The sequence below is a fragment of the Winogradskyella sp. 3972H.M.0a.05 genome (assembly GCF_040493455.1).
Taxonomy (GTDB): domain Bacteria; phylum Bacteroidota; class Bacteroidia; order Flavobacteriales; family Flavobacteriaceae; genus Microcosmobacter.
The window spans coordinates 166,051-192,191 of sequence record NZ_JANFDA010000006.1; the positions used below are offsets into that span (position 1 = coordinate 166,051).

General features: G+C 37.3%; 19 protein-coding genes. 18 read left to right on the forward strand and 1 reads right to left on the reverse strand.

Annotated elements, in window-relative coordinates; translation table 11 throughout:
- Positions 1 to 42: 42 nt before the first annotated feature.
- The 13 genes from NCE97_RS12990 to NCE97_RS13050 all read left to right on the forward strand — a co-directional run bounded on the left by NCE97_RS12990 (position 43) and on the right by NCE97_RS13050 (position 21,317).
- Positions 43 to 1,083, forward strand: a complete 1,041-nt coding sequence (locus NCE97_RS12990) for a LacI family DNA-binding transcriptional regulator (RefSeq protein ID WP_353779706.1) — start codon at positions 43 to 45, stop codon at positions 1,081 to 1,083.
- A 131-nt stretch (positions 1,084 to 1,214) separates the two neighbouring features.
- On the forward strand, positions 1,215 to 2,723 hold the full coding sequence (locus NCE97_RS12995; protein WP_353779707.1) for an MFS transporter: 1,509 nt from the start codon (positions 1,215 to 1,217) through the stop codon (positions 2,721 to 2,723).
- Positions 2,716 to 3,372, forward strand: coding sequence for a beta-phosphoglucomutase (pgmB, locus tag NCE97_RS13000; RefSeq protein WP_353779708.1), 657 nt, complete (start codon positions 2,716 to 2,718; stop codon positions 3,370 to 3,372). The genes NCE97_RS12995 and pgmB overlap by 8 nt, the downstream gene beginning before the upstream one ends.
- 42 nt (positions 3,373 to 3,414) lie before the next feature.
- Positions 3,415 to 5,721 carry a maltose phosphorylase MdxK gene (gene mdxK / locus NCE97_RS13005; protein ID WP_353779709.1) on the forward strand — a complete coding sequence of 769 codons (2,307 nt, stop codon included), beginning with the start codon at positions 3,415 to 3,417 and terminating at the stop codon, positions 5,719 to 5,721.
- A gap of 12 nt (positions 5,722 to 5,733) precedes the next feature.
- A complete protein-coding gene (locus tag NCE97_RS13010; protein WP_353779710.1) occupies positions 5,734 to 7,665 on the forward strand; it encodes a glycoside hydrolase family 13 protein in 1,932 nt (643 codons plus the stop codon).
- Between the two features lie 78 nt (positions 7,666 to 7,743).
- Positions 7,744 to 9,795 carry an alpha/beta hydrolase-fold protein gene (locus NCE97_RS13015; RefSeq protein WP_353779711.1) on the forward strand — a complete coding sequence of 684 codons (2,052 nt, stop codon included), beginning with the start codon at positions 7,744 to 7,746 and terminating at the stop codon, positions 9,793 to 9,795.
- Positions 9,795 to 12,230 carry a TIM-barrel domain-containing protein gene (locus NCE97_RS13020; protein ID WP_353779712.1) on the forward strand — a complete coding sequence of 812 codons (2,436 nt, stop codon included), beginning with the start codon at positions 9,795 to 9,797 and terminating at the stop codon, positions 12,228 to 12,230. Before NCE97_RS13015 ends, NCE97_RS13020 begins: the two co-directional genes overlap by 1 nt.
- A gap of 6 nt (positions 12,231 to 12,236) precedes the next feature.
- Positions 12,237 to 14,135 (forward strand): alpha-amylase family glycosyl hydrolase, encoded by a 1,899-nt coding sequence (locus tag NCE97_RS13025; protein ID WP_353779713.1) that lies wholly within the window; start codon positions 12,237 to 12,239, stop codon positions 14,133 to 14,135.
- Between the two features lie 2 nt (positions 14,136 to 14,137).
- The gene (locus tag NCE97_RS13030; protein ID WP_353779714.1) at positions 14,138 to 15,796 is read left to right on the forward strand and encodes an alpha-amylase family glycosyl hydrolase; all 1,659 of its coding nucleotides are present in this window, start codon (positions 14,138 to 14,140) and stop codon (positions 15,794 to 15,796) included.
- Positions 15,797 to 15,800: 4 nt separating this feature from the next.
- Positions 15,801 to 17,915: a glycoside hydrolase family 97 protein gene (locus NCE97_RS13035; protein WP_353779715.1), complete on the forward strand. Its 2,115-nt coding sequence runs from the start codon at positions 15,801 to 15,803 to the stop codon at positions 17,913 to 17,915.
- A 7-nt stretch (positions 17,916 to 17,922) separates the two neighbouring features.
- On the forward strand, positions 17,923 to 18,408 hold the full coding sequence (locus NCE97_RS13040) for a hypothetical protein (protein WP_353779716.1): 486 nt from the start codon (positions 17,923 to 17,925) through the stop codon (positions 18,406 to 18,408).
- 128 nt (positions 18,409 to 18,536) lie between these two features.
- Complete coding sequence (locus NCE97_RS13045; RefSeq protein WP_353779717.1) at positions 18,537 to 20,912, forward strand: GAF domain-containing protein; 2,376 nt, start codon at positions 18,537 to 18,539, stop codon at positions 20,910 to 20,912.
- Between the two features lie 81 nt (positions 20,913 to 20,993).
- Complete coding sequence (locus NCE97_RS13050; RefSeq protein WP_353779718.1) at positions 20,994 to 21,317, forward strand: hypothetical protein; 324 nt, start codon at positions 20,994 to 20,996, stop codon at positions 21,315 to 21,317.
- Positions 21,318 to 21,379: 62 nt separating this feature from the next.
- On the opposite strand, the gene NCE97_RS13055 is transcribed toward NCE97_RS13050, so the two are convergent.
- Positions 21,380 to 22,612 carry a Pycsar system effector family protein gene (locus NCE97_RS13055; RefSeq protein WP_353779719.1) on the reverse strand — a complete coding sequence of 411 codons (1,233 nt, stop codon included), beginning with the start codon at positions 22,610 to 22,612 and terminating at the stop codon, positions 21,380 to 21,382.
- A gap of 207 nt (positions 22,613 to 22,819) precedes the next feature.
- Between NCE97_RS13055 and msrB the strand changes: the two genes are divergently transcribed.
- From msrB to NCE97_RS13080, 5 genes are read left to right on the forward strand one after another with little or no spacing between them, the layout of a single operon-like run.
- Positions 22,820 to 23,281, forward strand: a complete 462-nt coding sequence (msrB, locus tag NCE97_RS13060) for a peptide-methionine (R)-S-oxide reductase MsrB (RefSeq protein WP_353779720.1) — start codon at positions 22,820 to 22,822, stop codon at positions 23,279 to 23,281.
- A complete protein-coding gene (gene msrA, locus NCE97_RS13065; protein WP_353779721.1) occupies positions 23,271 to 23,810 on the forward strand; it encodes a peptide-methionine (S)-S-oxide reductase MsrA in 540 nt (179 codons plus the stop codon). Before msrB ends, msrA begins: the two co-directional genes overlap by 11 nt.
- Positions 23,811 to 23,839: 29 nt before the next feature.
- Complete coding sequence (locus tag NCE97_RS13070; protein WP_353779722.1) at positions 23,840 to 24,337, forward strand: peroxiredoxin family protein; 498 nt, start codon at positions 23,840 to 23,842, stop codon at positions 24,335 to 24,337.
- Positions 24,334 to 24,582, forward strand: a complete 249-nt coding sequence (locus tag NCE97_RS13075; RefSeq protein ID WP_353779723.1) for a glutaredoxin family protein — start codon at positions 24,334 to 24,336, stop codon at positions 24,580 to 24,582. Before NCE97_RS13070 ends, NCE97_RS13075 begins: the two co-directional genes overlap by 4 nt.
- Entirely contained in the window at positions 24,579 to 26,141 is a 1,563-nt protein-coding gene (locus NCE97_RS13080) for a protein adenylyltransferase SelO (protein WP_353779724.1), read from the forward strand. The genes NCE97_RS13075 and NCE97_RS13080 overlap by 4 nt, the downstream gene beginning before the upstream one ends.

Below are 26,141 nucleotides of genomic sequence, written 5' to 3' on the forward strand. Positions count from 1 at the left end.
AATAACAACTTTATTTTTTCGTTAACATTTAAACCGAATTTCTTGAAAAGAAAAGTCACTCTAAAACAAATTGCTAAAGAATTGGATGTATCGATTTCTACGGTTTCAAAAGCACTCAGAAATAGCTTAGAAATTAGTGAAGATACTAGAGAAAAAGTACAGGCATTTGCCAAGCTATATAATTACAGACCAAACAATATTGCACTTAGCCTTAAAAACAGAAAAACCAAGACAATAGGTGTCATTATCCCTGAGATTGTCCATAATTTCTTTTCAAAAGTCATTAGAGGTATTGAGCTTGTGGCCAATGCCCAAGGCTATAACGTAATTGTAGGGTTGTCTAATGAATCCTTTGACAAGGAAGTTCTTAATATGGAAATGCTTGCCAATGGTAGTATTGATGGTTTCATTTTATCAATTTCAAAGGAGACATTGCTTCAACAAGATTATCATCATTTCAATGAAACAATAAGTCAAGGCATGCCGATTGTGATGTTCGACAGAGTGATTACCGATATCAATTGCGATAAAGTCATTGTGGATGATTTTGAAGGTAGTAAAAAGGCAGTAAATCATTTAATCTCCAAAGGTTGTAAATCAATCGGATTAGTTACCACCAAAGATTATGTCAGTGTAGGTCGATTGCGTACACAAGGGTATATTGAGGCTATCGAAGACCAAGGTGTGGATTTAAACTCGGATCTTATTCTTAAAGTTGATGACAAAAACGTTTCTGAAGAACATCTTGAGTCTCTTGAAAAGCAAATCGAGCAACTCTTTGAAAGTAATCCAAAAATGGACGGTGTTTTTGCTGTTAACGAACTCTACGCGCTTATGGCTATGAAAATTGCTAGAAAACGTGGATTGAAAATTCCTGAAGACATTCGATTTATTGGCTTTACAGATGGAGTGCTATCCAGACATGCCACACCTAGCCTTACCACTGTGAGTCAGCATGCTCAGAAAATGGGTGAAAAGGCTGCAAAACTCCTCATTGATCGCCTAGATAATGATGAAGATGAAGAGCATTTTGAAACCATAATTATTGAGACAGAATTGATTGAGCGAAACTCTACCGAATAAAATTTTCTAGAGCGAAATAAAATTTCTTTACTATATTTACAGCGAAATCAAGGTTTGTATTTCTTACTTCTCACATAATAAACCTTGATAAGTCTTAGCGCTTATCGTGTTGTTAACCAAATAATTACGATATGAAAAAGCGTAAATTAAGTTTCTGGGAAATCTGGAATATGAGTTTCGGTTTCTTAGGAATCCAGTTCGGTTTTGCCCTACAAAATGCAAATACTTCAAGAATTTTTGAAACCTTAGGTGCAGAAGTTGATGAACTTGCTGTGTATTGGCTTGCGGCTCCTGTTACAGGACTCATTGTACAACCCATCATAGGATACTTTAGTGACCGTACTTGGCATCCTAAATTAGGACGACGACGACCCTATTTCTTAGTAGGTGCAATTCTGGCTTCCATTGCCTTGTGTCTAATGCCAAACTCTCCAGTGCTATGGATGGCTATTGGTACACTTTGGATTATGGATGCATCCATAAATATCTCCATGGAACCCTTCCGAGCTTTCGTAGGTGACAATCTTCCTGAAGAACAAAGAACCGTAGGCTTTGCTATGCAAAGTTTCTTCATTGGTATTGGAGGATTTGTTGGATCTGCTATGCCTTGGGTATTTTCTAATTGGCTAGATATCTCTAGTGAAGCACCAGAAGGTGTTATTCCAGATACAGTAAAATATTCCTTCTATATTGGAGCAGCCGCTTTTCTCTTGGCTGTGCTTTGGACAGTAATTAGATCAAAAGAATATTCCCCTGAAGAATTTGAGGCATTCGAAAAAATGGAAGCAGCTGAGCATGCTTCAGAAAACCAACAAGAAGTTACTACCAATAAGCAAAATACCATAGGGCTTATTATGATGCTAGTAGGTCTTATCTCGACCATGGGACTAGTATATTTTGAATTGAAAAAAGACTTATACATTTTATCTGTAGGCTTAGCAATTGTTGGACTCTTGTTCTTATTGGCCGCAGCACTTAGAAAGAAAAATGTTGATAACGGTTTCGTGAACATCATGACAGATTTATTGAGAATGCCAACAACAATGAAGCAGTTAGCATCAGTTCAATTCTTTTCATGGTTTGCTATGTTTTCTATGTGGATTTATGCAACCTCTGGAGTCACTAGTCATATCTATGGTACCAGTGATACATCTTCGGCATTATACAATGAAGGTGCTGACTGGGTAGGTTTCCTGATGGGAATTAAATTTTTAGTAGCCGCTCTTGTAGCATTTTTAATTCCTGTGCTTGCGAAATACACAAGCAGGAAAGTTGCGCACTTAGTCTGCTTAACATTAGGTGGCATAGGACTTATCTCATATTTCTTTGTTAGCAACCCAGACTATTTATTAGTTTCCATGATAGGTGTTGGTATAGCATGGGCAAGTATCTTATCGATTCCTTATGCGATGCTGACAGGTGCATTACCTGCTAACAAAATGGGATATTATATGGGAGTTTTCAATTTCTTTATTGTAATTCCACAAATCGTAGCAGCATCCATACTTGGATTTATGCTTTCTACTTTTTTTGATAGTGAGCCAATATATGCTTTGGTGGTTGGCGGCGTATCTATGATCCTTGCAGGATTCTTGACATTAAGAGTAAGTGACAATGCTTCAGTAGAAATTAATGAGTAAAAAAGGTTTCATATTCGATCTGGACGGTGTTATCGTAGACACAGCAAAATATCACTTCTTGGCATGGCGAAAGCTTGCCAATAGCTTAGATATTGACTTTTCAGAGACTCAAAATGAGCAACTAAAAGGCGTAAGTAGAGTACGCTCCCTGGAAAAAATATTGTCATGGGGAGACATTACCATATCCGAAGACAAGTTTATGGAGCTTATGGCTAAAAAAAATGATGATTATCTAACACACATCAATACTATGGATGAAAACGAAATCCTTGCCGATGTTCCAAAAGTGTTAGAGCATTTGAAAGAGCAAAAACAGCCTATTGCTTTAGGCTCTGCCAGTAAAAATGCGCGCACCATTTTAAAGAAAGTTGGACTCTATAAATCTTTCGATACCATTGTAGACGGAAATGATGTCTCTAAAGCAAAACCAGATCCCGAAGTATTCCTTATTGCTGCTAAACAACTAAACACAAATCCTGAAGACTGTATCGTTTTTGAAGATTCAGTTGCAGGTATACAAGCTGCTAACACAGCCAACATGATATCAATTGGTATTGGTGAAGAAAGTATTCTTGGTGAGGCAGATTATGTATTCAAAGATTTTACCCAAATCTCAAGTGAATTTATAACCGAATTGATAACTAATTAAAAGAACAACTGGTGGTTTTTAATCAGCCAGTCTTAATATAAAATGAATCAAGATTATATCATACCCAACGAGTGGTCGATCATAGAAGAAGGATTCGATAACGAACGTGTTAAATCTTCAGAAAGTTTATTTAGCATAGGAAATGGAGCCATGGGTCAACGTGCCAATTTTGAAGAACACTACTCTGGCGATACGTTTCAAGGAAGCTATATTGCTGGTGTATACTATCCCGATAAAACCAGAGTTGGTTGGTGGAAAAATGGTTACCCAGAATATTTTGCCAAAGTATTGAATGCTCCCAGCTGGATAGGCATCAATGTGTCTATAAATGGAGAGCAACTCGATCTATTCAATTGCAAATCTGTAGACAACTTCAGAAGAGAGCTCAACATGAAAGAAGGTTGGCTATCTAGAACATTCGAAGCACTTCTTCAAAATGGTGTAAAGGTTAGCGTAGAAACAAAACGCTTTTTAAGCCTCGATCATGATGAAATAGGCGCCATTAATTATAATGTCACCCCTTTAAATAGTGATGCAGATATAATATTCCAGCCTTATTTGGATAGTGGCATCACTAATGAAGATTCCAACTGGGACGATAAATTTTGGGACACAATTAATGTAAGTCACGAAAACAACAAGGCTTTCATCCAGGCAAAAACCATGAAAACAGATTTTTACATCTGCACTTTTATGGAATCCAAAGTTTTTATCAATGGGAAGTCTGTTTTGGTAGAACCAAATATTAAAGCCGATGCTACCTATGCATCATTCAGTTATAAACAGCAAGTAAAACAAAACGAAACCTATACGATCAATAAATTTGGTGGTTATACTGTAGACAGAAATCACAACAAAAACGATCTAATTTCAGCAGCAAACAATGTGTTGAACATTGCCACAAGTAAAGGCTTTGACACACTTCTTGAAGCACAAAATAAAGCTTGGTCTAAGATATGGGACATGTCAGACATAACTATCGAAGGTGATGTGAAAGCACAACAAGGCATTCGTTTCAATATACTACACCTCAACCATACCTATCTTGGGAAGGATTCCAGATTAAATATTGGTCCTAAAGGATTTACAGGTGAAAAATATGGAGGAAGTACCTATTGGGACACTGAAGCTTACTGTATTCCTTTTTATATGGCCACAAAAGACCAACAAGTAGCGAGAAACTTGTTAGAATACCGATACAATCATCTTGGCAGAGCAATTGAAAATGCCGAGAAACTTGGATTTACCAATGGTGCTGCACTATACCCAATGGTAACTATGAATGGTGAAGAATGCCATAACGAGTGGGAAATCACCTTTGAAGAAATTCACAGAAATGGAGCAATAGCTTATGCCATTTTCAATTACCACAGATATACAGGAGATTATTCCTATATACCAGAAAAAGGTCTAGAAGTCTTAATTGGCATTGCAAGATTCTGGCATCAACGCGCAACATTTTCAACAGATAAAAACAAGTATGTCATCCTTGGTGTTACCGGTCCAAATGAATATGAAAATAACGTCAATAATAACTGGTACACTAACTATATAGCACAGTGGTGTATTAACTATGCGTTAGAGAATATTTCGATAATCAAATCAGACTATGGAACCGATTATACGAGAATAATGAACAAGGTTCGTTTGTCTGAAGCCGAAATGTCGCAATGGGAAGCCGTAGCTGACCAGATGTATTTCCCCTACTCAGAAAAGCATAACGTTTACTTACAACAAGATGGTTTCCTCGATAAGGAACTGATTACTGTAAGTGATCTCGATACCTCTCAAAGACCTATAAATCAAAAATGGTCTTGGGATCGTATCCTACGTTCACCTTATATAAAACAAGCAGACACCTTACAAGGGTTTTATTTCTTTGAAGATCATTTTTCAAATGAAGAATTAGAACGTCATTTCGATTTTTATGAGCCATACACAGTTCACGAAAGTTCGCTATCTCCTTGCGTACATAGTATCCAAGCAGCTAAACTTGGACGTATGGATCAGGCTTATGAGTTTTATTTAAGAACATCTCGTTTAGACCTAGACGATTATAACAAAGAAGTTGAAGAAGGATTGCACATCACCTCAATGGCTGGAACCTGGATGAGTATTGTTGAAGGCTTTGGAGGCATGCGAATAAAAAATGGCACATTGAGTTTTACGCCTCAAATTCCAAAGCAATGGGAAGCGTACTCTTTTAAGGTCAATTTTAGAGGGCAGATCATAAAAGTGAATGCATGTAAAGGGCATACACATTTTGAATTAGAAGGTGAACATGATCTAGATATCATCGTAAATGATAAAAAAGTGACGATTTCACCAAACAACCTGATAACACTTTAAAATCAAAATATCATGAAGAAACTAATCCTTTTAATCTGTATTAGCTTCTTCTTTTCCTGTAATCAAGATAAGAAGGACAATGACCAACCTATTGCGAACAGTGAACCTGTTTCCAATGAATCCTTAAATCGCGTCGAACCTCCTCATTGGTGGGTTGGAATGAACAACTCTAACCTCCAACTCTTAGTCCATCATGAGAATATTGGGAGTTACACACCAACTATTTCTTATGCTGGTGTTTCCATAGAAAAGGTGCATACCGCTAAAAGTCCTAATTACCTATTTATCGACTTAGCTTTAGATAATGCTTCAGAAGGTAAATTCGATATTGTTTTTAAGAATGATCAAGGTGACGAGAAAAAGCACACATACGAGTTGAAATCTAGAGAAAAGTCTGCAGAAGACTATGTTGGTTTCAACAATACAGATGTTGTGTATTTAATTACTCCAGATCGTTTTGCAAATGCAAATCCTGAAAATGATCTTTCTGAAGACCTTAATGAAAAGACAATTAATCGAAGTGACGATTATGCCAGACACGGAGGTGATATTCAAGGAATAACAGAACATTTAGATTACATTTCTGACTTAGGTTTTACAGCAATATGGTCTTCTCCTCTACTGATCAACGACATGCATCAAGGGTCCTACCATGGCTACGCAATTACAGATTATTACAGAGTAGATCCAAGATTTGGAACCTTTGAAGAATATAGAACCTTAGCAGATAAGGGAAGAGAAAAAGGCATTAAGCTTATCATGGACCAAGTGGCCAATCACTGTGGATTAGAACACTGGTGGATGAAAGATTTGCCATTTGAAGACTGGCTTAACTATCAAAAAAATTACGAAGACAATATTGAAAACTGGAACTGGGAAGTCACAAAATTTTCAAACCATAGAAGAACATCCAATCAAGATACATACGCTTCAAAAGTTGACAAGCAAGATAATACCGACGGATGGTTTGTCGATGCGATGCCAGACCTTAATCAACGTAATCCATTTATGGCTAAGTACATTATCCAAAATAGTATTTGGTGGATAGAAGCCCTTGGTCTTGGTGGTATACGACAAGATACCTATCCATACCCAGATAAAGATTTTATGAGTGATTGGGCAGGCGCTATTATGGAAGAATATCCAAACTTCAATATTGTTGGAGAAGAATGGAGTTACAATCCACTACTCATCGCCTATTGGCAAGAAGGCAACAATAACAAAGATGGTTATGATTCTAATTTGAGATCAACAATGGATTTTGCCATGCAGCGAAATATTGTTGAAGCACTAAATGAACAAGAATCGTGGGATAGAGGGCTTGTGAAAATGTACGAAGGTCTAGCAAACGACTTTGCTTATGTGACACCAAAAGACATTATGATTTTCCCAGACAACCACGACATGAGTCGTATCTATACACAACTCAAAGGAGATATTCCAAATACCAAAGCAGCTTTGAGTTATTTACTCACACTACCTAGAACACCACAAATTTATTACGGCACCGAAATCTTAATGGACGATTTCGATAAGCCAGGAGACCATGGCCTTATTCGTACGGACTTCCCTGGAGGCTGGCAAGGTGATGCAGTCAATGCATTTACAGGTGAGGGATTAGCAGACGACAAGAAAGACATGCAATCTTATCTCAAAAAGGTATTGAATTACAGAAAAACAAGTGATGCGATTCATGATGGAAAAACAGTTCACTTTGCGCCATTTATGGGAACCTATTTCATATACAGAGTCAAAGGTGATGAAACTGTAGTACACATCATCAACAAGAACACAGAACCAATTGAAATAGACCTTAAGCGTCATGCTGAAATGGGCTTAGAAGGAAAAACTTTGAAAAATATTGTCACGGGAGAAACCATGACTTGGGGAGATAGTATCAAATTGTCCGAAAGAGGAAGCACAATATTAACCACTAAACTATGATAACACTTGTCTCAAATTCTACATGGACACTGAGCGGAGTCGAAGTGTAATGCAGAAGGCAAGATTGACATATATAACATGAAGTACATCATTTTCATAATATCGCTATTACTAGTTATCTCTTGTAAGGACACTAATTCAGAAAATGAAAGCGTAACCTTTATTGTTGAAGTACCCAATGATACACCAACTGATAAAGATGTTTACATCTCTGGAAATTTTGAAGGCTGGTCTGGTGGTAGAGAACAGTTCAAACTAGATAAAGAAGACGACAGACATACCATTACAATCCCTGCACATCAAAAAGATATTCAATACAAGTTCACTTTAGGTTCATGGGATTATGTAGAGCGGGATGCAAAAGGCAGTAATATTGAAAATCGATTTTACACATTCAACAAGGCAAATGATGTAGTCGAAATAAAAGTAATATCCTGGGCTGAACCAGACGTTAATCCAACAGCAAACTCTACAGCTTCCAAAAATGTAACCGTTTTGGATAACGCAATGAAAATCCCTCAACTAGATAGAGAGCGAAGAATCTGGATATACACACCTCCGAATTATGAAAATTCAGAGGAGTCCTACCCAGTACTTTATATCCATGATGGGCAAAACGTCTTTGACGTTGCAACCTCTTATGCTGGAGAATGGGAAGTTGACGAAGTTCTTGATAAGCTTCAAACTTTAAACGGATTAGAACTTATTGTTGTTGGAATTGATAATGGCGATGAACATCGTATGAATGAATATGCGCCTTGGGACAACCCTAGAATAGAAAACCCCGAAGGAGACGCTTACCTAGATTTTATTGTCAACACTTTAAAACCAAGAATCGATTCCACTTACAGAACCAAGACAGATAAAGCAAACACAGGAATAATGGGAAGCTCCATGGGTGGATTAATCTCACACTATGCAGGCTTAAGACATCCTGATGTATTTGGTAAAGTTGGTGTATTCTCGCCATCGTTTTGGATTTCTGAAAAAGGATTTGATTATGCGAAGTCCCGAAGTGCATTAGAAGACAACAAGATGTTTTTCTTAATCGGAACAAAAGAAGGTGGTGATATGGTTGAGGATATGGAACGAATGGTAGATGTAATGAAAGCTAACGGTTTCAAGGCCTCAAACCTAAAGTCTAATATTGTTGAAGGCGGAACACATAGTGAAGGCTTTTGGCGAAGTGAATTCCCAGAAGTCATCTGTTGGTTATTCGACAAAACACTTCCAGAAAATTTTCAAATGGAGACTCAAGTCACGGCAAAAAAAGTTACTGATGTAACATTAGCAGGAGGAACATTGATGCGAGTGGATAAATTCCCTACACAAAATATAACACCTCGACCTGTCGATATTTGGCTTCCTGAAAACTATTCCGAAGACAAAAAATATGCAGTCCTCTATATGCATGACGGACAAATGCTTTTTGATGCCAACACGACTTGGAACGGTCAAGAATGGAAAGTCGATGAGTGGGCTTCACGATTAATGAAAGAAAGAAAAACTAAAGACTTTATTGTAGTAGCGATTCATAATATTTCTGAAATCCGTTGGCAAGACTTATTCCCGCAAAAGGCTATGAGCTATCTATCCGATGAAGCAAAAGATAAGCTCACCAAATATGCACTACAACGCAATGCCAATGTAGAACTAAAAGGTGATGATTATTTGAAATTCATTGTTGAAGACGTAAAGCCATTTATTGATACAACGTATAGTGTTCACACCAATAAAGAAAACACGTTTGTTGCAGGTTCGAGCATGGGTGGACTCATGTCTATGTATGCCATTTCTGAATATCCAGATGTTTTTGAAGCTGCTGCATGTATTTCTACACATTGGGTAGGTGGACACGTTATGGAAGACAACCCATTACCCGAAGCTATTTTTGAATATATGAAAGCTAATTTGGCAGCCTCAGAATCGCATCGCTTATACTTTGACTATGGCAACATGACTCTCGATGCACATTATCCGCAATATGCGCCAAGAGTCAATGAAATACTTGCATCAAAAGGATATAATAAAACCAATTCCAAAAACCTGTTTTTTGAAGGTACGGACCATTCAGAAAACTCATGGAATCAACGTTTAGACCAACCACTTACTTTCTTATTAGGCAATTAATGAAGAACCTGTTTTTATACATACTGACCTTTTCCATTTGTGCTTTTGGATTTTCTCAAGACCCAGATAGAGTTTATCAATCACACACACAAGAAAAGGGAAAGCTAGAAGTCATTACTTCAGATGGCACATATATTTTCGATCTGCTCTCCTATGCAACTATGGAAGCTTCTTTTATTCCAAATGGTGAAACATACAATCCTAATTCTCATGCTGTAGTCAATAGAAAATCTGGAATAAAAAAAGTTAAGTATAGCTATAAAGACAATATCATCAATTATGGTTGTAATGGTATTTTGGTAAGTATTACCACATCACCTTTCAAGGTTAGTTATTCTTTTAAAGGACAACCTATTATTTCTGAAAAACGAGGTTATTACAAATCTGCTCACGAACCTATGGAAATGGTCAGCGGAAATATTGTATACGGCACGACCGAAAAAATAGAATTCAATTTAAATTCAGACGAAGCACTCTATGGAGGTGGCGCCAGAGCACTCGGTATGAATCGTAGAGGAAACCGATTACCGCTTTACAATAGAGCTCATTATGGTTACGAAACACATTCAGAACTAATGAATTTCACCTTACCAATTGTATTATCCTCCAAAAAGTACATGGTACATTTTGATAACGCTGCAATTGGTTATTTAGACTTAGACAGTAACAAGAATAACACACTAACCTATGAAACTATCTCAGGGCGAAAAACCTATCAAGTTATAGCAGGAGATTCATGGAAGCAGGTCATAACCAATTACACGAAATTAACCGGTAGACAACCTATGTTACCAAGATGGGCTTTAGGTAATTTTTCCAGTCGATTTGGGTATCATACACAACAAGAAACTGAAGCCACAATAGACAAGTTCAAAGAAGAAGAAATTCCTGTAGATGCTATAATCTTAGACTTGTATTGGTTTGGAAAAGACATCAAAGGCACTATGGGTAATCTTGAAGTCTATAGAGATTCTTTCCCTGATTTTGAAGGCATGGTAAAACGCTTAGATGATAAAGGCATAAAAACCATCACCATCACAGAACCGTTTATTCTGAGCACATCGAACCGTTGGCAAGAAGCAGTAGACAAAAATATTCTCGCAAAAGATACTATAGGAAAACCTGCTCAATATGAATTTTACTTTGGTAATACAGGAATCATAGACATTTACAATCCAAAAGCAGAACAATGGTTTTGGAACATCTATAAAGGTCTAGCAGATAAAGGCGTAGCTGGTGTTTGGGGAGATTTGGGAGAACCAGAAGTATTACCTGCTTGGGTGAACTTTTCAACAGGTACAGCAGATGAAGTCCATAACACTTACGGACACGATTGGGCACGATTAGTCTATGAAGGTTACCAACGAGATTTCCCAGACACTAGACCATTTATTTTAATGCGTGCAGGCTACTCAGGGTCGCAGCGCTATGGTATGATTCCATGGTCTGGAGATGTAAGCAGATCTTGGGGAGGTTTACAATCTCAACCAGAAATCGCGTTACAAATGGGAATGCAAGGTTTAGCCTATATGCATAGTGATTTAGGTGGGTTTGCTGGAGCAAACTTAGATGACGAGTTATATGCACGATGGTTGCAATATGGTGTCTTCAATCCTATCTTCAGGCCTCATGCACAAGAAGATGTTGCAAGCGAACCTGTATTCAGAAGTGAAAAGGCGAAACGATTTGCGAAATATGCAATCCAAATGCGATATAGATTGTTGCCATACAATTATCATTTAATGGCGATAAATCATCTTGAAGGTTTGCCAATGATGCGACCATTATTTTTTGAAGAGCCAGATAATCCTGAGCTATATGATTATTCCAAAACCTATCTATGGGGAGATGATATGCTCGTTTCTCCAGTTTTAGAAGCAGGTAAAAAAGAGCAAGACGTGTATTTTCCAAGAGACTCTAAATGGTTCGATATTGAAACAGACGAACTTATTGAAGGTGGACAAACTAAGATAGTGAAACTTCATGAAGCCTTTATCCCAACCTACGTTAGAGCAGGTGCTTTTATTCCACTAGCCAAAGCAATGCAAAACACAAGAGAGTTCGATGCTAATGCTTTTCAGCTTCATTATTATCATGATGATTCAATCGAAAAATCTGAACGTGAATTCTATTTTGATGATGGACTTACAGCCAATGCAATAGAAAAAAAGCAATATCAGGTTTTAGAATTTGAAGCTGAGCAAAAAGGACGTTGGCTAGAGATTGAACTTGAAGCAGATACAGGTTCAAATTTTAAACCAGAAACAAAAACCATCGCTTTGATACTTCACAATATCGCAAAAGAACCAAAGCGTATCAAGATTGGAAAAGAAAAAGTCAATGGCTCGTACAATTCCAAATACAAAACCCTATCACTTGCTATAGATTGGGATACTTCAGAAGAAAAAGAAATACGAATAAAGTTCAAAAAATAAATTCTAATGAAAAACGCAAAAATTTTACTGCTCACACTTTTTACAATTGCTTTCATTGGATGTAAAGAGGACACCACAAAAGAAAGCGGTTCTCAAGAGGAACAGGCAAAAGAGATTACCAAAAAAATGAAGAAAAAAGAAGTCGTCTATCAGGTCTTTACACGATTATTTGGAAATACAAACACTACCAATAAACCATGGGGAACCATTGAAGAAAATGGCGTCGGAAAATTCAATGATTTTACAGACAAAGCCCTTAAAGAAATCAAAGACCTTGGCGTAACTCATATTTGGTATACAGGTGTACCACACCACGACGTTATTACAGATTACACCAACTATGGCATCTCCAATGATGATGCAGATGTAGTAAAAGGTCGAGCTGGTTCGCCTTATGCCGTTAAGGATTATTACAACGTAAATCCAGACCTAGCTGTCGACCCAGCCAACAGATTAAAGGAATTCGAAGCTTTGATAGAAAGAACACATAATGCTGGTCTTAAACTTATTATCGATATTGTTCCAAATCATGTAGCACGAAACTATCAAGGACTTACCAATCCAGACGGTGTTACAGATTTTGGTGCAGAAGACGATACTTCAGTTCAGTATAACGTCAATAATAATTTCTATTACAATCCAGGCGAAGCTTTTAAAGTTCCAGAATGGAGAGATGGATATTTACCACTTGGAGGAGAGCAACAAGCTACTGTTGATATGGCTTTTGAAGAAAACCCAGCGAAGTGGACAGGCAATGGGTCTAGAGCATCTCAGCCAAATATGTACGACTGGTACGAAACCGTGAAAGTAAATTATGGTATAGACCCAGAAGGCAACAAAAACTTTGACACATTGCCAGAAGGTTATGATAAAGAGGCTTACAAAGCTCACTACGAGTTTTGGCAAGGAAAAACAGTACCAAGCTCTTGGAAAAAGTTCAAAGATGTAGCGCTGTATTGGATCGATAAAGGTGTTGACGGTTTTAGATATGATATGGCTGAAATGGTCCCTGTGGAATTTTGGAGCTATATGAACTCTCATGTAAAAATGAAAAATCCTGATGCCTTCCTATTAGCAGAAGTTTATCAACCACATTTGTATAGAGACTATATCCACAAAGGAAAAATGGATTACCTCTATGATAAAGTTGAATTATACGATACACTTAAGCATGTGATTCAAGGATACGGAAAAACCGACAATATCCCTCCCATTCTTGAAGGCTTAAAAGATATAGAGCACCACATGTTGCACTTCTTGGAAAACCACGACGAACAGCGTATCGCTAGTCCAGATTTTGCTGGAAGTGCTGAAAAGGGAAAACCAATGATGGTAGTTTCAGCCACAGCTTCCACAGCTCCAACGATGATTTATTTTGGGCAAGAATTGGGAGAAGATGGTTCAGAAGATGCAGGTTATGGCAAACCAACAAGAACATCCATCTTCGATTACATTGGAGTGCCTGCACATCAACGTTGGATGAACAATGGAGAATTCGATGGAGGCCAGTCAACAGAGGAAGAAAAGCAATTGAGAGATTTCTATAAACGTGTACTCAACTTTACAATCAATAGTGAAGCGCTTATGGGTAAGTATGCAGATTTGCATGCGTTCAATAGAGAACATACAGAGAACTATGATGATAAAGTTCTGTCTTTTGCTAGATGGAGCGATGAAGAAAAGCTTATTGTCGTTGCTAATTTTGAAGAAACCGCGAAAGAGTTCACCCTAAAAGTTCCTTCAGACATCTCAGCATCTTGGGGCTTAACAGATGGTGACTACGAGTTTAGCGATCAAGTTTATAACAACTATAAAACATCCTTGAACGTGAATGGCTCAGACGTGACTATGGTCATCTCTCTCAATCCTCTCGAATCATTCATCCTTAAACTTAAAGACAACTAAGCATGAAAAAGTTAATGCCAATTCTAATTATCCTTATAGCTTTTATAAGTTGCAAAAACACAGAAGCAAAGAAAAGCGCAGAAGTTATTGAAGTGGAAACACCTTTCGTATGGGAAGCCGCTAATCTATATTTCCTATTAACGGATCGTTTTAATAATGGAGATACGTCAAACGATGTCAATTTTGACCGTACCAAAGAAACTGGTAAACTAAGAGGCTTTGAAGGTGGAGACCTCAAAGGAATTACCCAAAAAATCAACGAAGGTTATTTTACAAATTTGGGTATCAATGCCATTTGGATGACACCAATAGTAGAACAAATTCATGGAGGCACCGATGAAGGCACAGGTGTTACTTATGGGTTTCATGGCTATTGGGCTAAGGACTGGACAAAAATAGACCCTAACTATGGTACAAAAGAAGACTTAAAAGCTTTGGTTGAAGCAGCCCATGCTAAAGGAATTAGAGTGCTTTTAGACGCTGTAATTAATCATACAGGCCCTGTTACCGAAAAAGACCCTGTTTGGCCAAACGACTGGGTAAGAACAGAACCGCAATGCAAATACAATAATTATGACAATACTATTTCCTGCACATTGGTAAAGAACCTTCCAGATATCTTAACCGACAGTAACGAGAATGTTGAATTACCACCTCAACTAGTCGAAAAATGGAAAGCAGAAGGTCGTTATGAGCAAGAAGTAAAAGAACTAGATGGGTTTTTCACAAGAACTGGTCACCCTAGAGCACCGCGATTCTATATCATGAAATGGTTAACCGATTACATCACAGAATTTGGCATCGATGGCTATCGCGTAGACACCGTTAAACATACAGAAGAATATGTATGGCAGGAATTCAAAGATGAATGCGATTATGCCTTTGCAGAATATAAAAAAGATAATCCAGACAAAGTTCTTGACGATAATAACTTCTACTTAGTTGGCGAAGTTTATGGCTATGGAGTTAGTGGAGGTCAATTCTATGATTTTGGAGATAAGAAAGTGAATTATTTCGATGATGCTTTTCAAAGTCTCATCAATTTTGAATTCAAGTGGAATTCCAAAGAGCAAGGTTATCAAGACATATTCAATCGCTATTCCAATCTTTTACAAACAGATCTGAAGGATTATGGTGTACTCAACTATCTAAGTTCACATGATGATGGTCAACCTTTTGATGCTAAGCGCGAAAAACCTTATGAAACGGCGAACAAGCTATTATTATCTCCTGGTACATCACAAGTGTATTATGGTGACGAATCTGCAAGATCTTTAGTTATTGAAGGAACCCAAGGTGATGCAACATTGCGTTCATTTATGAATTGGGATGAAATGCCTCATAAGCAAGATGTCTTAATCCACTGGCAAAAATTAGGTCAGTTTAGAGCTAATCACCCAGCAATAGGTGCCGGAACTCATCAAATGATGACACAAGAACCTTATGTGTTTAGTAGAAGTTATCAAAATGAAGATTATAAAGATAAAGTTGTTATCGGTTTAGGGTTTGGTGAAGAAGAGCAAAACATAGATGTATCAAATATATTTGAGGAAGGAGAAGAAATAACTGATTTTTATTCAGGGCAATCTTATACAGTTAAAGATGGAAAAATAAATGTCCAAGCAGATCATGAGGGCGTTATACTACTCGAAAAAAAATAGTGCTATGCTAAGAGTTTTTGGTTTTTTAATGTGCTTTTTAGCACTATCTAGTTGTTCAAAAGAGATAGAACACACCTCTATATCATCTCCAAATAAGGGTATTCAAATAGACTTTGGTCTTTCAAACAATGGAGAAGCGTATTACCTTGTGAGCCATCAAAGCAAGGTAGTGATTGACACTTCATACCTAGCTTTTGATTTTAAGGATTCAGACCCTTTAAAAGGAAATTTAAGTCTTATCAATTCCAACATTTCAGAATTTAATGAGACTTGGCAAATGCCATGGGGAGAGCAGATAGATGTTGTAAACCATTACAATGAATTAAAAGTACAACTCCAAGAAACTTCAGAATCTCAAAGAAAAGTGAATATCACTTTCAGAGTTTATGATGACGGTATTGGCTTTCGCTACGAGTTCCCAGAACAAGATGGCTGGACGGAAGCTCTGATTGAAGAAGAACATACCGAATTCAACCTCACAGAAGACTATAAAACATTTTGGATTCCTGGTGATTGGGACATTTACGAGCATTTATACAGCACAACCAAACTATCTGAAATTGACGCTAAATCTTACATTCCAAAAACCAACTTGGCACAAACTTACATTCCAGAAAATGCCGTAAATACTCCAGTAACTATGATTGGTGAAGATGGTACACATCTCAGCTTTCATGAAGCAGCCTTAGTAGATTATTCTGGCATGACCTTATTAGTCGATACTAAAAACCTCAACCTCAAAAGCAACTTAGTAGGTTCAGAAAATAGAGATTACAAGGTAAAACGCACTTTACCTTTCAATACACCTTGGCGTACCATTCAAATTACAGACAATGCGCCTGCACTAATAGAATCAAATCTTATTGTCAATCTCAACGAACCAAACAAACTTGGAGATGTGTCTTGGTTTACACCTATGAAATACACAGGTGTTTGGTGGGAAATGCATCTAGGCAAGTCCTCTTGGGATTACGGTATGGAAATGGTTGATGGCAAATGGACAGATACTGGAAAAGCCCATGGACGACATGGCGCAACAACCGAGAACGTTAAGAACTTCATAGACTTTTCAGCAAAAAATGACATTAAAGGTGTTTTAGTTGAAGGTTGGAATACTGGCTGGGAACGATGGATTGGATTTGAAGATCGCGAAGGCGTTTTCGATTTTGTCACTACCTATCCAGATTATGATTTAGATGAAGTTACTAGATATGCTAAAGACAAAGGTGTTGAAATCATCATGCATCATGAAACGTCCTCAGCAACGGACACTTATGAAAAACAACAAGATACTGCCTATGCCCTAATGCAGAAATACGGCATGCATTCTGTAAAGTCTGGTTACGTTGGAAAAATACTCCCAAAAGGTGAATATCATCATGGACAACACATGGTAAACAAATACAACAACGCAGCCATTAAAGCGGCAGCATATGAAGTCGCAGTGAATGCTCACGAACCGATTAAAGCCACAGGACTAAGAAGAACATATCCAAACATTATCTCTCGAGAAGGATTGCGTGGTCAAGAATTCAATGCCTGGGCAGGTGATGGTGGCAACCCTCCAGAGCATTTACCAATTGTAGCATTTACAAGAATGCTAGCTGGCCCCATTGATTTTACACCTGGTATTTTCAACATAAAATTTGACGAGTATAGAAAAGAAAATCAGGTTAACACAACCCTAGCGCAACAGTTGGCATTGTATGTTGTGATTTATAGTCCAATACAAATGGCAGCTGATTTAGTAGAACATTACGAAGCAAAACCAGAACCGCTTCAGTTTATCAAAGATGTTGGTGTAGATTGGGAAATCTCCAAAGTCTTAAATGGGGAAGTTGGTGACTATGTTACCATTGCTCGTAAAGAACGTGACACAGGTGATTGGTTTATTGGTGGGATTACTGACGAAAACTCAAGAGAAATTACTATAGACTTTAGCTTTTTGGATGAGAACACAAACTACGATGCTAAGATTTACAAAGATGCTCCCGATGCACATTGGAACGACAATCCAGAAGCTATAGTTATTGAACAGCAAACGATTAATAGCACATCTCAGCTTACAGTAAAGCTTGCCGAAGGCGGTGGCTTTGCTGTAAGCTTAAAGAAATCCTAATTCGCCTATGAAAGCCTCATTATTAATAATCTGTTTTTGCCTATCGACCACGGTGTATAGTCAAGTGGGTATCGGCACTACAGACCCTCAAAGTACACTAGACATTTATGGAAACTTATCGCTTAAAGTAGTAGGCTATAATGGTGGTCCAGGAGGCTCTGCTACAGTTATAGATGATGGTATTTATCTAAATCTTACACCTACCGCTGGCAATGTTGAGTTTATTTTACCAGATGCTACTACTGTTCCTGGTAGAATATACATTATGCGAAACGTATCCGATAATCAAACAGCTGTTATTTATACATTTGGAGGTAATGCCACCCCAGGTGCTGGAGTTGAGTTCTTCCCAGGCGATAGCAGAATAAGTCTCGGCCCTTTTGGCTCAGTAAGTATGACGCCTGATACTGCTGGTGATGGTGGTGATCGAACCAAGACACTTGTCTTTATAAGTGATGGTTCCAACTGGACCTATGGACACTTAGGTTTTTAAAGTCTTTTTATACTATTCATCCCTTAAATTTTAACACCTTTTCCGGTAACATTTTCGGTGTTATTTAGTCTACTAAATACCGACTAAATGTTTAATTAGTACCTTTGCTAATGACTAATGATTTAAAAATGAAGGTAATTCATTCTAAAAATAAAGACATACAACTACCTTTCAAGCAATATATTAGCTTTAAAAAGGTATTTGAATTTTATAAAAAATATACTGAGGATGAGAATCATCCTTACTATAAATCTGCCGTAGAGATTACAGATCACTTAGGTCAGTACACAGACCTCATCGAAGGGTTTGATGATTTTTCGTTACTCGAAAAGTACAATGCTGAGATCGATTTGATGTTAGAAGGGCTTTTCCCTGAAATCCTAACACTCAATGAGATTAAAGCGGCAAGTATCCCATTTTCGTTTACATCATTTAAATTCTCTAAGCGATTAGAAACTATTATTGAAAATGCAGGTGATGATTATGAGTTTCAGATAAGAAACTTAGAGGAAGACAAAATGTATATCAACGCCTGTGCCATGATTCTTGGGTTCTACTATCAAAAACCAATGGATTTGAAACGTCCATTTTTAATTGATATCCCAAATGTAAAAACAGGTGTTCTACACCATTACCGATTGGCATTTAATGCAGATTTTGCTGAAATAGAAAAGACAGATGCAGCACCAGAGATTACAGACGAAGACTACAAGCTGTTATTAGACAGTTTTGATAATATTGATATCTGGAAGGAAAAGTTCCCTCCAAATAGCTATATCTTCAAGGGGTTTGGCATTATGAACATGTTCGATGTCACTACAGACGAAACGTTATCGTCTATGCGAACTGATCTATTGAGGACTGGTGATGATCTTATCAATAATCTTCAGAATGATCTTAGAGAGTTTTTCAATATCAAAGATTTGATGATGGGATTCTCCATATTTGATGTTCAGAACAATAGCCTTTGTGGCACTAAAGCCAAAAAGTCTAAAAGCTTAATTCTCTCTGGTGAGACTTCAGAAAGCTGTGGTGGCTTTTTCTGTGATCACATTATTGATACTGTGTTTACCAAGAAAGAACCTATCGCAATTTCTAATGTTGACCGATACGGAGAGCTTTCAAACAAAAACCTGTTCTTCAAGCGTCTCAAAGAACGAGGCATTAATAGCATCATTCTGTTACCAATTCAAGCTAATGTTAACAATGACTTAGCTGTTCTTGAAATTGCATCACCAAGACCATTTGAGCTGAATTCCGTAAATCAGCAACGATTACGAGATATTATTCCTGCTTTTGAAGCTGCGGTAGAACGTTCTTCGGAAGAACATAGAAATATCTTAGAGGCAACAATTCAGGAGCATTATACATCTATTCACCCAACAGTAAAGTGGCGCTTCTATGAAGCAGCCGAAAAGTATTTTGGTGAGGTAGAAGCCAAAGAGGATAATCCAAAGATTGATGAAATTGTTTTTAATGACGTTTATCCATTGTATGGTCAGTCAGACATAAAAGGATCATCATTGGCAAGAAATCATGCTATACAGGAAGACTTAACCACACAATTGACTTTGGCTATCAATGTATTGAATGAAGCCTGCAAAAGTGAAAATTTACCAATCTATAAAGAGTTAATGTTCCGTGTAGAAGGCTATCTTACTGAAGTAAAGAAAGGTCTGAAAGCTGGTGATGAGATTGGTATCTTAGATTTCCTGAAGATGGATATCTATCCTGTCTTCAATCATGTTAAGGATATTAATGATGATCTTAAGAAGGTTGTCGAAGTGTATATGAACCGCTTAGATAAAGATCTTCATGTGGTTTACGAAAAGCGTAAAGCCTATGAAGATAGCGTTATGATTCTTAACGATAAGCTTTCAAGATATATAGATAAGAAGCAAGAAGAAGCACAAGGCATGTTCCCGCACTATTTTGAGCGTTACAAAACCGATGGTGTGGAGTACAACATGTATATAGGGCAATCTTTAGTGAAGCATAAAACCTTTGATGAACTATATCTCTACAACCTTCGTTTATGGCAATTGCAAAACCTCTATGAGATGGAGCAAGTAGCGTATAACGCAAGAAAGGATATGGATCATGACCTACAAGTTGCGTCTTTGATTTTGGTGCATAGCAATCCTATGGCTATCAAATTCAGAATGGATGAAAAGCAATTTGATGTAGATGGTGCTTACAACATTCGTTATGAGATTATAAAAAAGCGTATCGACAAAGCACATATCAAAGGGACTAATGAGCGCTTAACAACACCTGGAAAAATTGCGATTGTATACTCACAAACTAAAGATGCGCGTGAGTATAGAAAGTACATCAAATATCTTCAGTCTAAAGGTCAACTAGGCAAATTAGAAGAGTTAGAATTAGAAGATTTGCAAGGTGTTTCTGGGCTTAAAGCGTTGCGTGTTGAAGTTATCTATCAAGAGGATTTCAATGAAAAATCTTCAATCACCATTGATGAGTTAATGGAGGAATTAAAGTAATTTCTTATTTTGTAGAATAAACCAAATGTTTTTTCGACTGGACATTGAGCGGAGTCGAAATGACAAGTCATTAACCATTATATGCGCGACGAAAATTTACCCATTTACAAAGCTGTTATTGATAAATGTCCTGACATAGAGCTGAAAGGCAAGAACATGCTCTATACTTCGGACAATGGCTACATGTTTTCATTAATAAATAAAGCTGGAGAATTTGGGTTTCGATTTTCTGAACAACGCAAAAAGGAACTCATCGAGACTTTGAATACTACAGATTTAAAATCTTATGGTGCTATTATGCGAGGCTATGTAAAAATCCCCGAAAACTTATTTGGCGACACTGACTTACTTGCAGAATATCTCAAGGAAAGTCATGCTTACGTCATGTCTTTAGAACCTAAATAGCGTTTAATTCTTTTTTTGATTTTTTGGATCATTTTGCATCAAGACAAAATAGACAAGACTAATTAATATAACATGCTCAACGCAGCTCTAGGATCTTCTCCTCCACTCTGAAGATAGAATGCCACAGCAAAGGCTATAACACTAACTACAATACCAATCATAAAGACTGTGTATGTTGTTCTAAGAAGATTGTATTTCCTATTGAGTACAAGGCCTAGGAAGTAAAGGTCTTTGGATAAAGATCCATACAGATAATCGCGATCTTGCATCATTTCGTTCATAGCCCATTCAAACTCGGACAGGCTCATCTTGTGGAAATTCCCGAAGAAAATAAGATTCACTTTTTTATTGGCTACATCTTCCTTAGTAAACTTTCCTTTAGTAACATTTGGTCTTGTAGCCATAACAGATAATACGATTGAAGCCACAGTAAACCCTGCAAAAATAACCGTTGGCCAGATAAGATAATCGTTAGATGGATTATCGAGTTTAGACACCAAATTAGACAATACTAATGAAATAATAATCGCATTTACAGACAGTAAGATGTTCGCTTTCGTATCGGCAATATCACTCAAAGTGATATGGTTTCTTAATGCCACTCTGAACATGGTTTCAATACCACGTTCTGGCAGTACTACTTTACTTTTCTTAAAAGCAAGTTCCTCCTTCTTATGTTTTAGCTTTGTGCTTTCTTGCTTAAGTTTCTTTTGAGATTTTAGTAACTGCGCAAGGTTTTTGCCTTTAGCCTTTTCCCAATTCGATGATGCATGGTCTGTATAAAATCGATGATGATTAGATAAGAAATCGATATTCATCTCTAACCATTCACTCTCAGTCATTACTTTTTGCTGTGTTAGCTCCCACTCTTTTCTTAGCAGTGCTTTATAATCTGCATAATTTTTACTCCCTATATGAGCACAATCCGCATCTCTAATGATTTTCTCTAGAATATTCTTAGGCTCATACTCCATTTCTGTAGCCAAAATAATGGCTTCAATAGCTACAATATCTTTTTCTGAAACACTTTCATTTTGTAAAAAGTTGCGTGCAATTAAAGCACTCTGTGCTTCATGTCCCTTAAGCACTTTTGTATACCCTGTGTCATGAAACCATGCTGCTAGAAGCAATTGGTGTGCTTCATCTTCAGCTATTGCTTCACCTTCTATAAGCTCTTGGGTTTTCTCAACAACACCTTTGGTATGTGCCAGATTATGAAACACGAAAGTATTCTCGAGATTCTCATTCAAGTAATTAACAACATACTTTTCAGCTTTTTCAATTAGTGAGCTCATAAGTCTAAAGGATTTATCAAGTAAAAATACTAAACTTTAATTTACCAAAAATTCAAGTATAGATAACGCACTTTTTTGTCGTAAATTATAGCAAAAATTACATCTTGTAATGACCAGCCAAATCTGTAAGGAAATTGGCTGTTTTTCGACTATGTATAAGTTGTAAAAAGCATATCATATTAACTAAAAAAGAAAGGAACCAATAGTATGCTTACATGGAAAGACGTCATTAACTTTTCCGTTAATGGAAACCCAATTCCAGACAGACGTGTCGAGAAGACTGAAGCCGAATGGAAAGCTCAGTTAACTCCAGAACAATTCAGAATTGCTAGGCTAAAAGGAACCGAAGCTCCACATAGTGGCGCCTTGTGTAGTATCTATGACGAAGGCAAGTACAATTGTATTTGTTGTGATACACCTTTGTTCGACTCTACCATAAAGTTTAGTTCTGGTACAGGATGGCCAAGTTTTACACAGCCCATTAAAGATAATGCCATAAAGTACGAAAGAGATACGTCTTATGGTATGGTTAGAGTTGAAGTTATGTGCAACACTTGTGATGCGCACTTAGGGCATGTATTCCCAGATGGCCCTGAACCAAGTGGATTGCGCTATTGCATTAATTCTGAATCTATGCAGTTAGAAAAGGAGGCCACACATGACAACTAAAAACATACAAACAGCAACGTTTGGAGGTGGCTGTTTTTGGTGTACCGAAGCTGTTTTCCAAGAAGTAAATGGTGTAGAAAAAGTAGTTTCAGGATATTCTGGAGGAAATGCTCCAGGGAAACCTACTTATCGTGAGGTATGTTCTGGATTGACAGGTCATGCTGAAGTCGTCCAAGTGACTTTTGATGCGAATGTGATTTCGTATGAAGACATTTTGGTGATTTTTATGACGACTCACGATCCCACAACCTTAAATCGCCAAGGTGCAGATGTTGGCACGCAATATCGTTCCGTAATCTATTATCATGATGATATACAAAAAGAGATTGCAGAAGTCGTCGTTAAAGAGATTACGCCTTATTATGATAATCCAGTGGTAACGGAAATAAGCCCGCTAGATATATTCTATGAAGCAGAAGATTATCATCAAGATTATTACAGAAACAATCAGTCTCAAGGCTATTGTAGCTTTGTAATTACGCCTAAATTGACTAAACTTCGAAAGCTTCAAGCGGATAAGTTGAAATAATTCAAACTAAAAAAGAAAGGACAAGTAACATGTCAAATCATACAGAGCAAGCACAAGTGTTTCATGCTCCCAAATTTAATGTAGACCAATGGATTGATGCTAATGGGCAAAAGACAAGTCCAATTAAGCTTTCAGACTTTAAAGGGAAGTTTAAGATTGTCTATTGTTTTCAAAGCTGGTGCCCAGGTTGTCATAGCAAGGGCTTACCAGACTTAAAGAAAATGGTCGATGCACTAGAAGGAAACGAGGATATTGTGTTTTTAGCTATTCAAACAGTTTTTGAAGGTTTTGAGTCCAACACTTATGAGAAGATCATCAAAACCCAAGAGCAATATGAACTTAAAATCCCTTTTGGGCACGATGCTGGCGACGATGGTAAATCGCGTTCCAACATAATGACCAGTTACCAAACTGGAGGCACGCCTTGGTTTATATTCATTGATAGAAATGATAAGGTTGTATTCAGTGATTTTCATCTAAATCCAGATGCAGCTATTGCATTTTTGAAGGAGATTACCAAATCATGAGTGCAGTAATAAAACTCTATGGCGTAGATCGCTGTCATAAAACTCAATACTACAAAACATTCTTAGGAACTCGTAATCTAGATTACGAGTTCCTAGATGTTGAAGCCAATACAGATTATGCAGAAGAATTGCGTAACTTATACGAGAATAGGAAACTTAATTTCCCTACAATAACCATCGGAACAAAGAAGCTAAGAAATCCATCTGATAAGGATTTACAAAAGTGGATTGATAAATTACTATGAAACTAAATCTAGACGATACGTTCAATATAGAATTACCTGCAGATCCTGTCATGGAGAATACTAGACGACAGGTTTTTGAAGCATGCTTCTCTTATGTAAAGCCAAGAAAACCTTCTGCTACTCAATACATACATGCATCACAAGAAATGGCTAAAGCTCTTGGAATAAAATCCAAAGATTTAGACTCTAAAGCTTTTTTGGATATCTTTTCTGGGAATGAAGTCATGGAAGACTCCAATCCTTATGCGATGTGTTATGGAGGTCATCAATTTGGACATTGGGCAGGTCAGCTTGGAGATGGTCGTGCAATTAATCTTGGCGAAGTTGTTCATGATAATAATCGTTGGGCGCTACAGCTCAAAGGCGCAGGAGAAACACCATATTCCAGAACCGCGGACGGATTGGCTGTATTGCGATCGTCCATAAGAGAATACCTGTGTAGTGAAGCCATGTATCATCTCGGTGTACCAACAACTAGAGCCTTATCTTTAATGTTAACCGGAGATCAAGTGTTGCGAGACATGCTGTACAATGGTAATGCTGCTTACGAAAAAGGCGCTGTCGTTTGTCGAGTAGCACCAAGTTTTTTGAGATTTGGCAATTACGAAATTTTTGCAGCTAGACAAGACCACAAGAATTTAAAAGTCCTAGTGGATTACACTATCAAACATTTCTTTTCGCATCTTGGTGAACCTTCAAAAGAGGTATACTTAAAGTTCTTTCAGAAAGTCACAGATAGAACCTTAGACATGATTATTCATTGGCAGCGTGTAGGTTTTGTACATGGCGTCATGAATACCGATAATATGTCCATCCTAGGATTAACTATAGATTACGGTCCTTATGGATGGCTGGAAGGTTTCGATTTTGGTTGGACACCAAATACCACAGACAAGCAACATAAGCGCTATCGTTATGGTAATCAGCCTAACATAGGATTATGGAATTTATACCAATTGGCAAATGCCTTATATCCATTAATTGAAGCGACTGAACCTCTGGAGACTATTTTAAATTCTTATAAGTCAAATTTTGAAGTCAAGTCTTTGGAAATGATGCGTTCCAAGTTAGGTTTAATCGATACGGATAAAGATGATAAAAAGCTTATCGCTGCTCTCGAAGATTTACTATTAGCTTCAGAAACTGATATGACTATTTTCTTTAGAAACCTTAGCAGATTGAAAAAAGATAATTCTGAAAATGGCTTGAAATTGGTTCATGATGCGTTCTACAATCCAACCGAGATTTCAGATAGTCTGAGGCAACAATGGACTCTTTGGCTTGAAAGTTATACAGAACGTCTTCAAAAAGAATCTTTATCTGATGACGAACGACAAGCTAAAATGAATTCTGTAAACCCAAAATATGTGTTGAGAAATTATATGGCGCAATTGGCAATAGATGATGCTGACAAAGGTGATTATAAACTCATTGACGAGCTATTCAATATGCTCAAAAACCCTTATGATGAACAACCTGAATACGAAAAGTGGTTTGCTAAACGTCCCGAATGGGCTCGACACAAAGTAGGCTGTTCCATGCTATCCTGTAGTTCATAA

What these genes read in the sequence shown, in the direction of transcription:
- msrB (WP_353779720.1), top strand. Translation starts at nt 22,820, where the DNA reads ATGCTTACATGGAAAGACGTCATTAACTTTTCCGTTAATGGAAACCCA.
- NCE97_RS13075 (WP_353779723.1), top strand. Translation starts at nt 24,334, where the DNA reads ATGAGTGCAGTAATAAAACTCTATGGCGTAGATCGCTGTCATAAAACT.
- mdxK (WP_353779709.1), top strand. Translation starts at nt 3,415, where the DNA reads ATGAATCAAGATTATATCATACCCAACGAGTGGTCGATCATAGAAGAA.
- NCE97_RS13035 (WP_353779715.1), top strand. Translation starts at nt 15,801, where the DNA reads ATGCTAAGAGTTTTTGGTTTTTTAATGTGCTTTTTAGCACTATCTAGT.
- msrA (WP_353779721.1), top strand. Translation starts at nt 23,271, where the DNA reads ATGACAACTAAAAACATACAAACAGCAACGTTTGGAGGTGGCTGTTTT.
- NCE97_RS12995 (WP_353779707.1), top strand. Translation starts at nt 1,215, where the DNA reads ATGAAAAAGCGTAAATTAAGTTTCTGGGAAATCTGGAATATGAGTTTC.
- NCE97_RS13055 (WP_353779719.1), bottom strand. Translation starts at nt 22,612, where the DNA reads ATGAGCTCACTAATTGAAAAAGCTGAAAAGTATGTTGTTAATTACTTG.
- NCE97_RS13040 (WP_353779716.1), top strand. Translation starts at nt 17,923, where the DNA reads ATGAAAGCCTCATTATTAATAATCTGTTTTTGCCTATCGACCACGGTG.
- NCE97_RS13045 (WP_353779717.1), top strand. Translation starts at nt 18,537, where the DNA reads ATGAAGGTAATTCATTCTAAAAATAAAGACATACAACTACCTTTCAAG.
- pgmB (WP_353779708.1), top strand. Translation starts at nt 2,716, where the DNA reads ATGAGTAAAAAAGGTTTCATATTCGATCTGGACGGTGTTATCGTAGAC.
- NCE97_RS13020 (WP_353779712.1), top strand. Translation starts at nt 9,795, where the DNA reads ATGAAGAACCTGTTTTTATACATACTGACCTTTTCCATTTGTGCTTTT.
- NCE97_RS13030 (WP_353779714.1), top strand. Translation starts at nt 14,138, where the DNA reads ATGAAAAAGTTAATGCCAATTCTAATTATCCTTATAGCTTTTATAAGT.
- NCE97_RS13080 (WP_353779724.1), top strand. Translation starts at nt 24,579, where the DNA reads ATGAAACTAAATCTAGACGATACGTTCAATATAGAATTACCTGCAGAT.
- NCE97_RS13050 (WP_353779718.1), top strand. Translation starts at nt 20,994, where the DNA reads ATGCGCGACGAAAATTTACCCATTTACAAAGCTGTTATTGATAAATGT.
- NCE97_RS13025 (WP_353779713.1), top strand. Translation starts at nt 12,237, where the DNA reads ATGAAAAACGCAAAAATTTTACTGCTCACACTTTTTACAATTGCTTTC.
- NCE97_RS13070 (WP_353779722.1), top strand. Translation starts at nt 23,840, where the DNA reads ATGTCAAATCATACAGAGCAAGCACAAGTGTTTCATGCTCCCAAATTT.
- NCE97_RS13010 (WP_353779710.1), top strand. Translation starts at nt 5,734, where the DNA reads ATGAAGAAACTAATCCTTTTAATCTGTATTAGCTTCTTCTTTTCCTGT.
- NCE97_RS13015 (WP_353779711.1), top strand. Translation starts at nt 7,744, where the DNA reads ATGAAGTACATCATTTTCATAATATCGCTATTACTAGTTATCTCTTGT.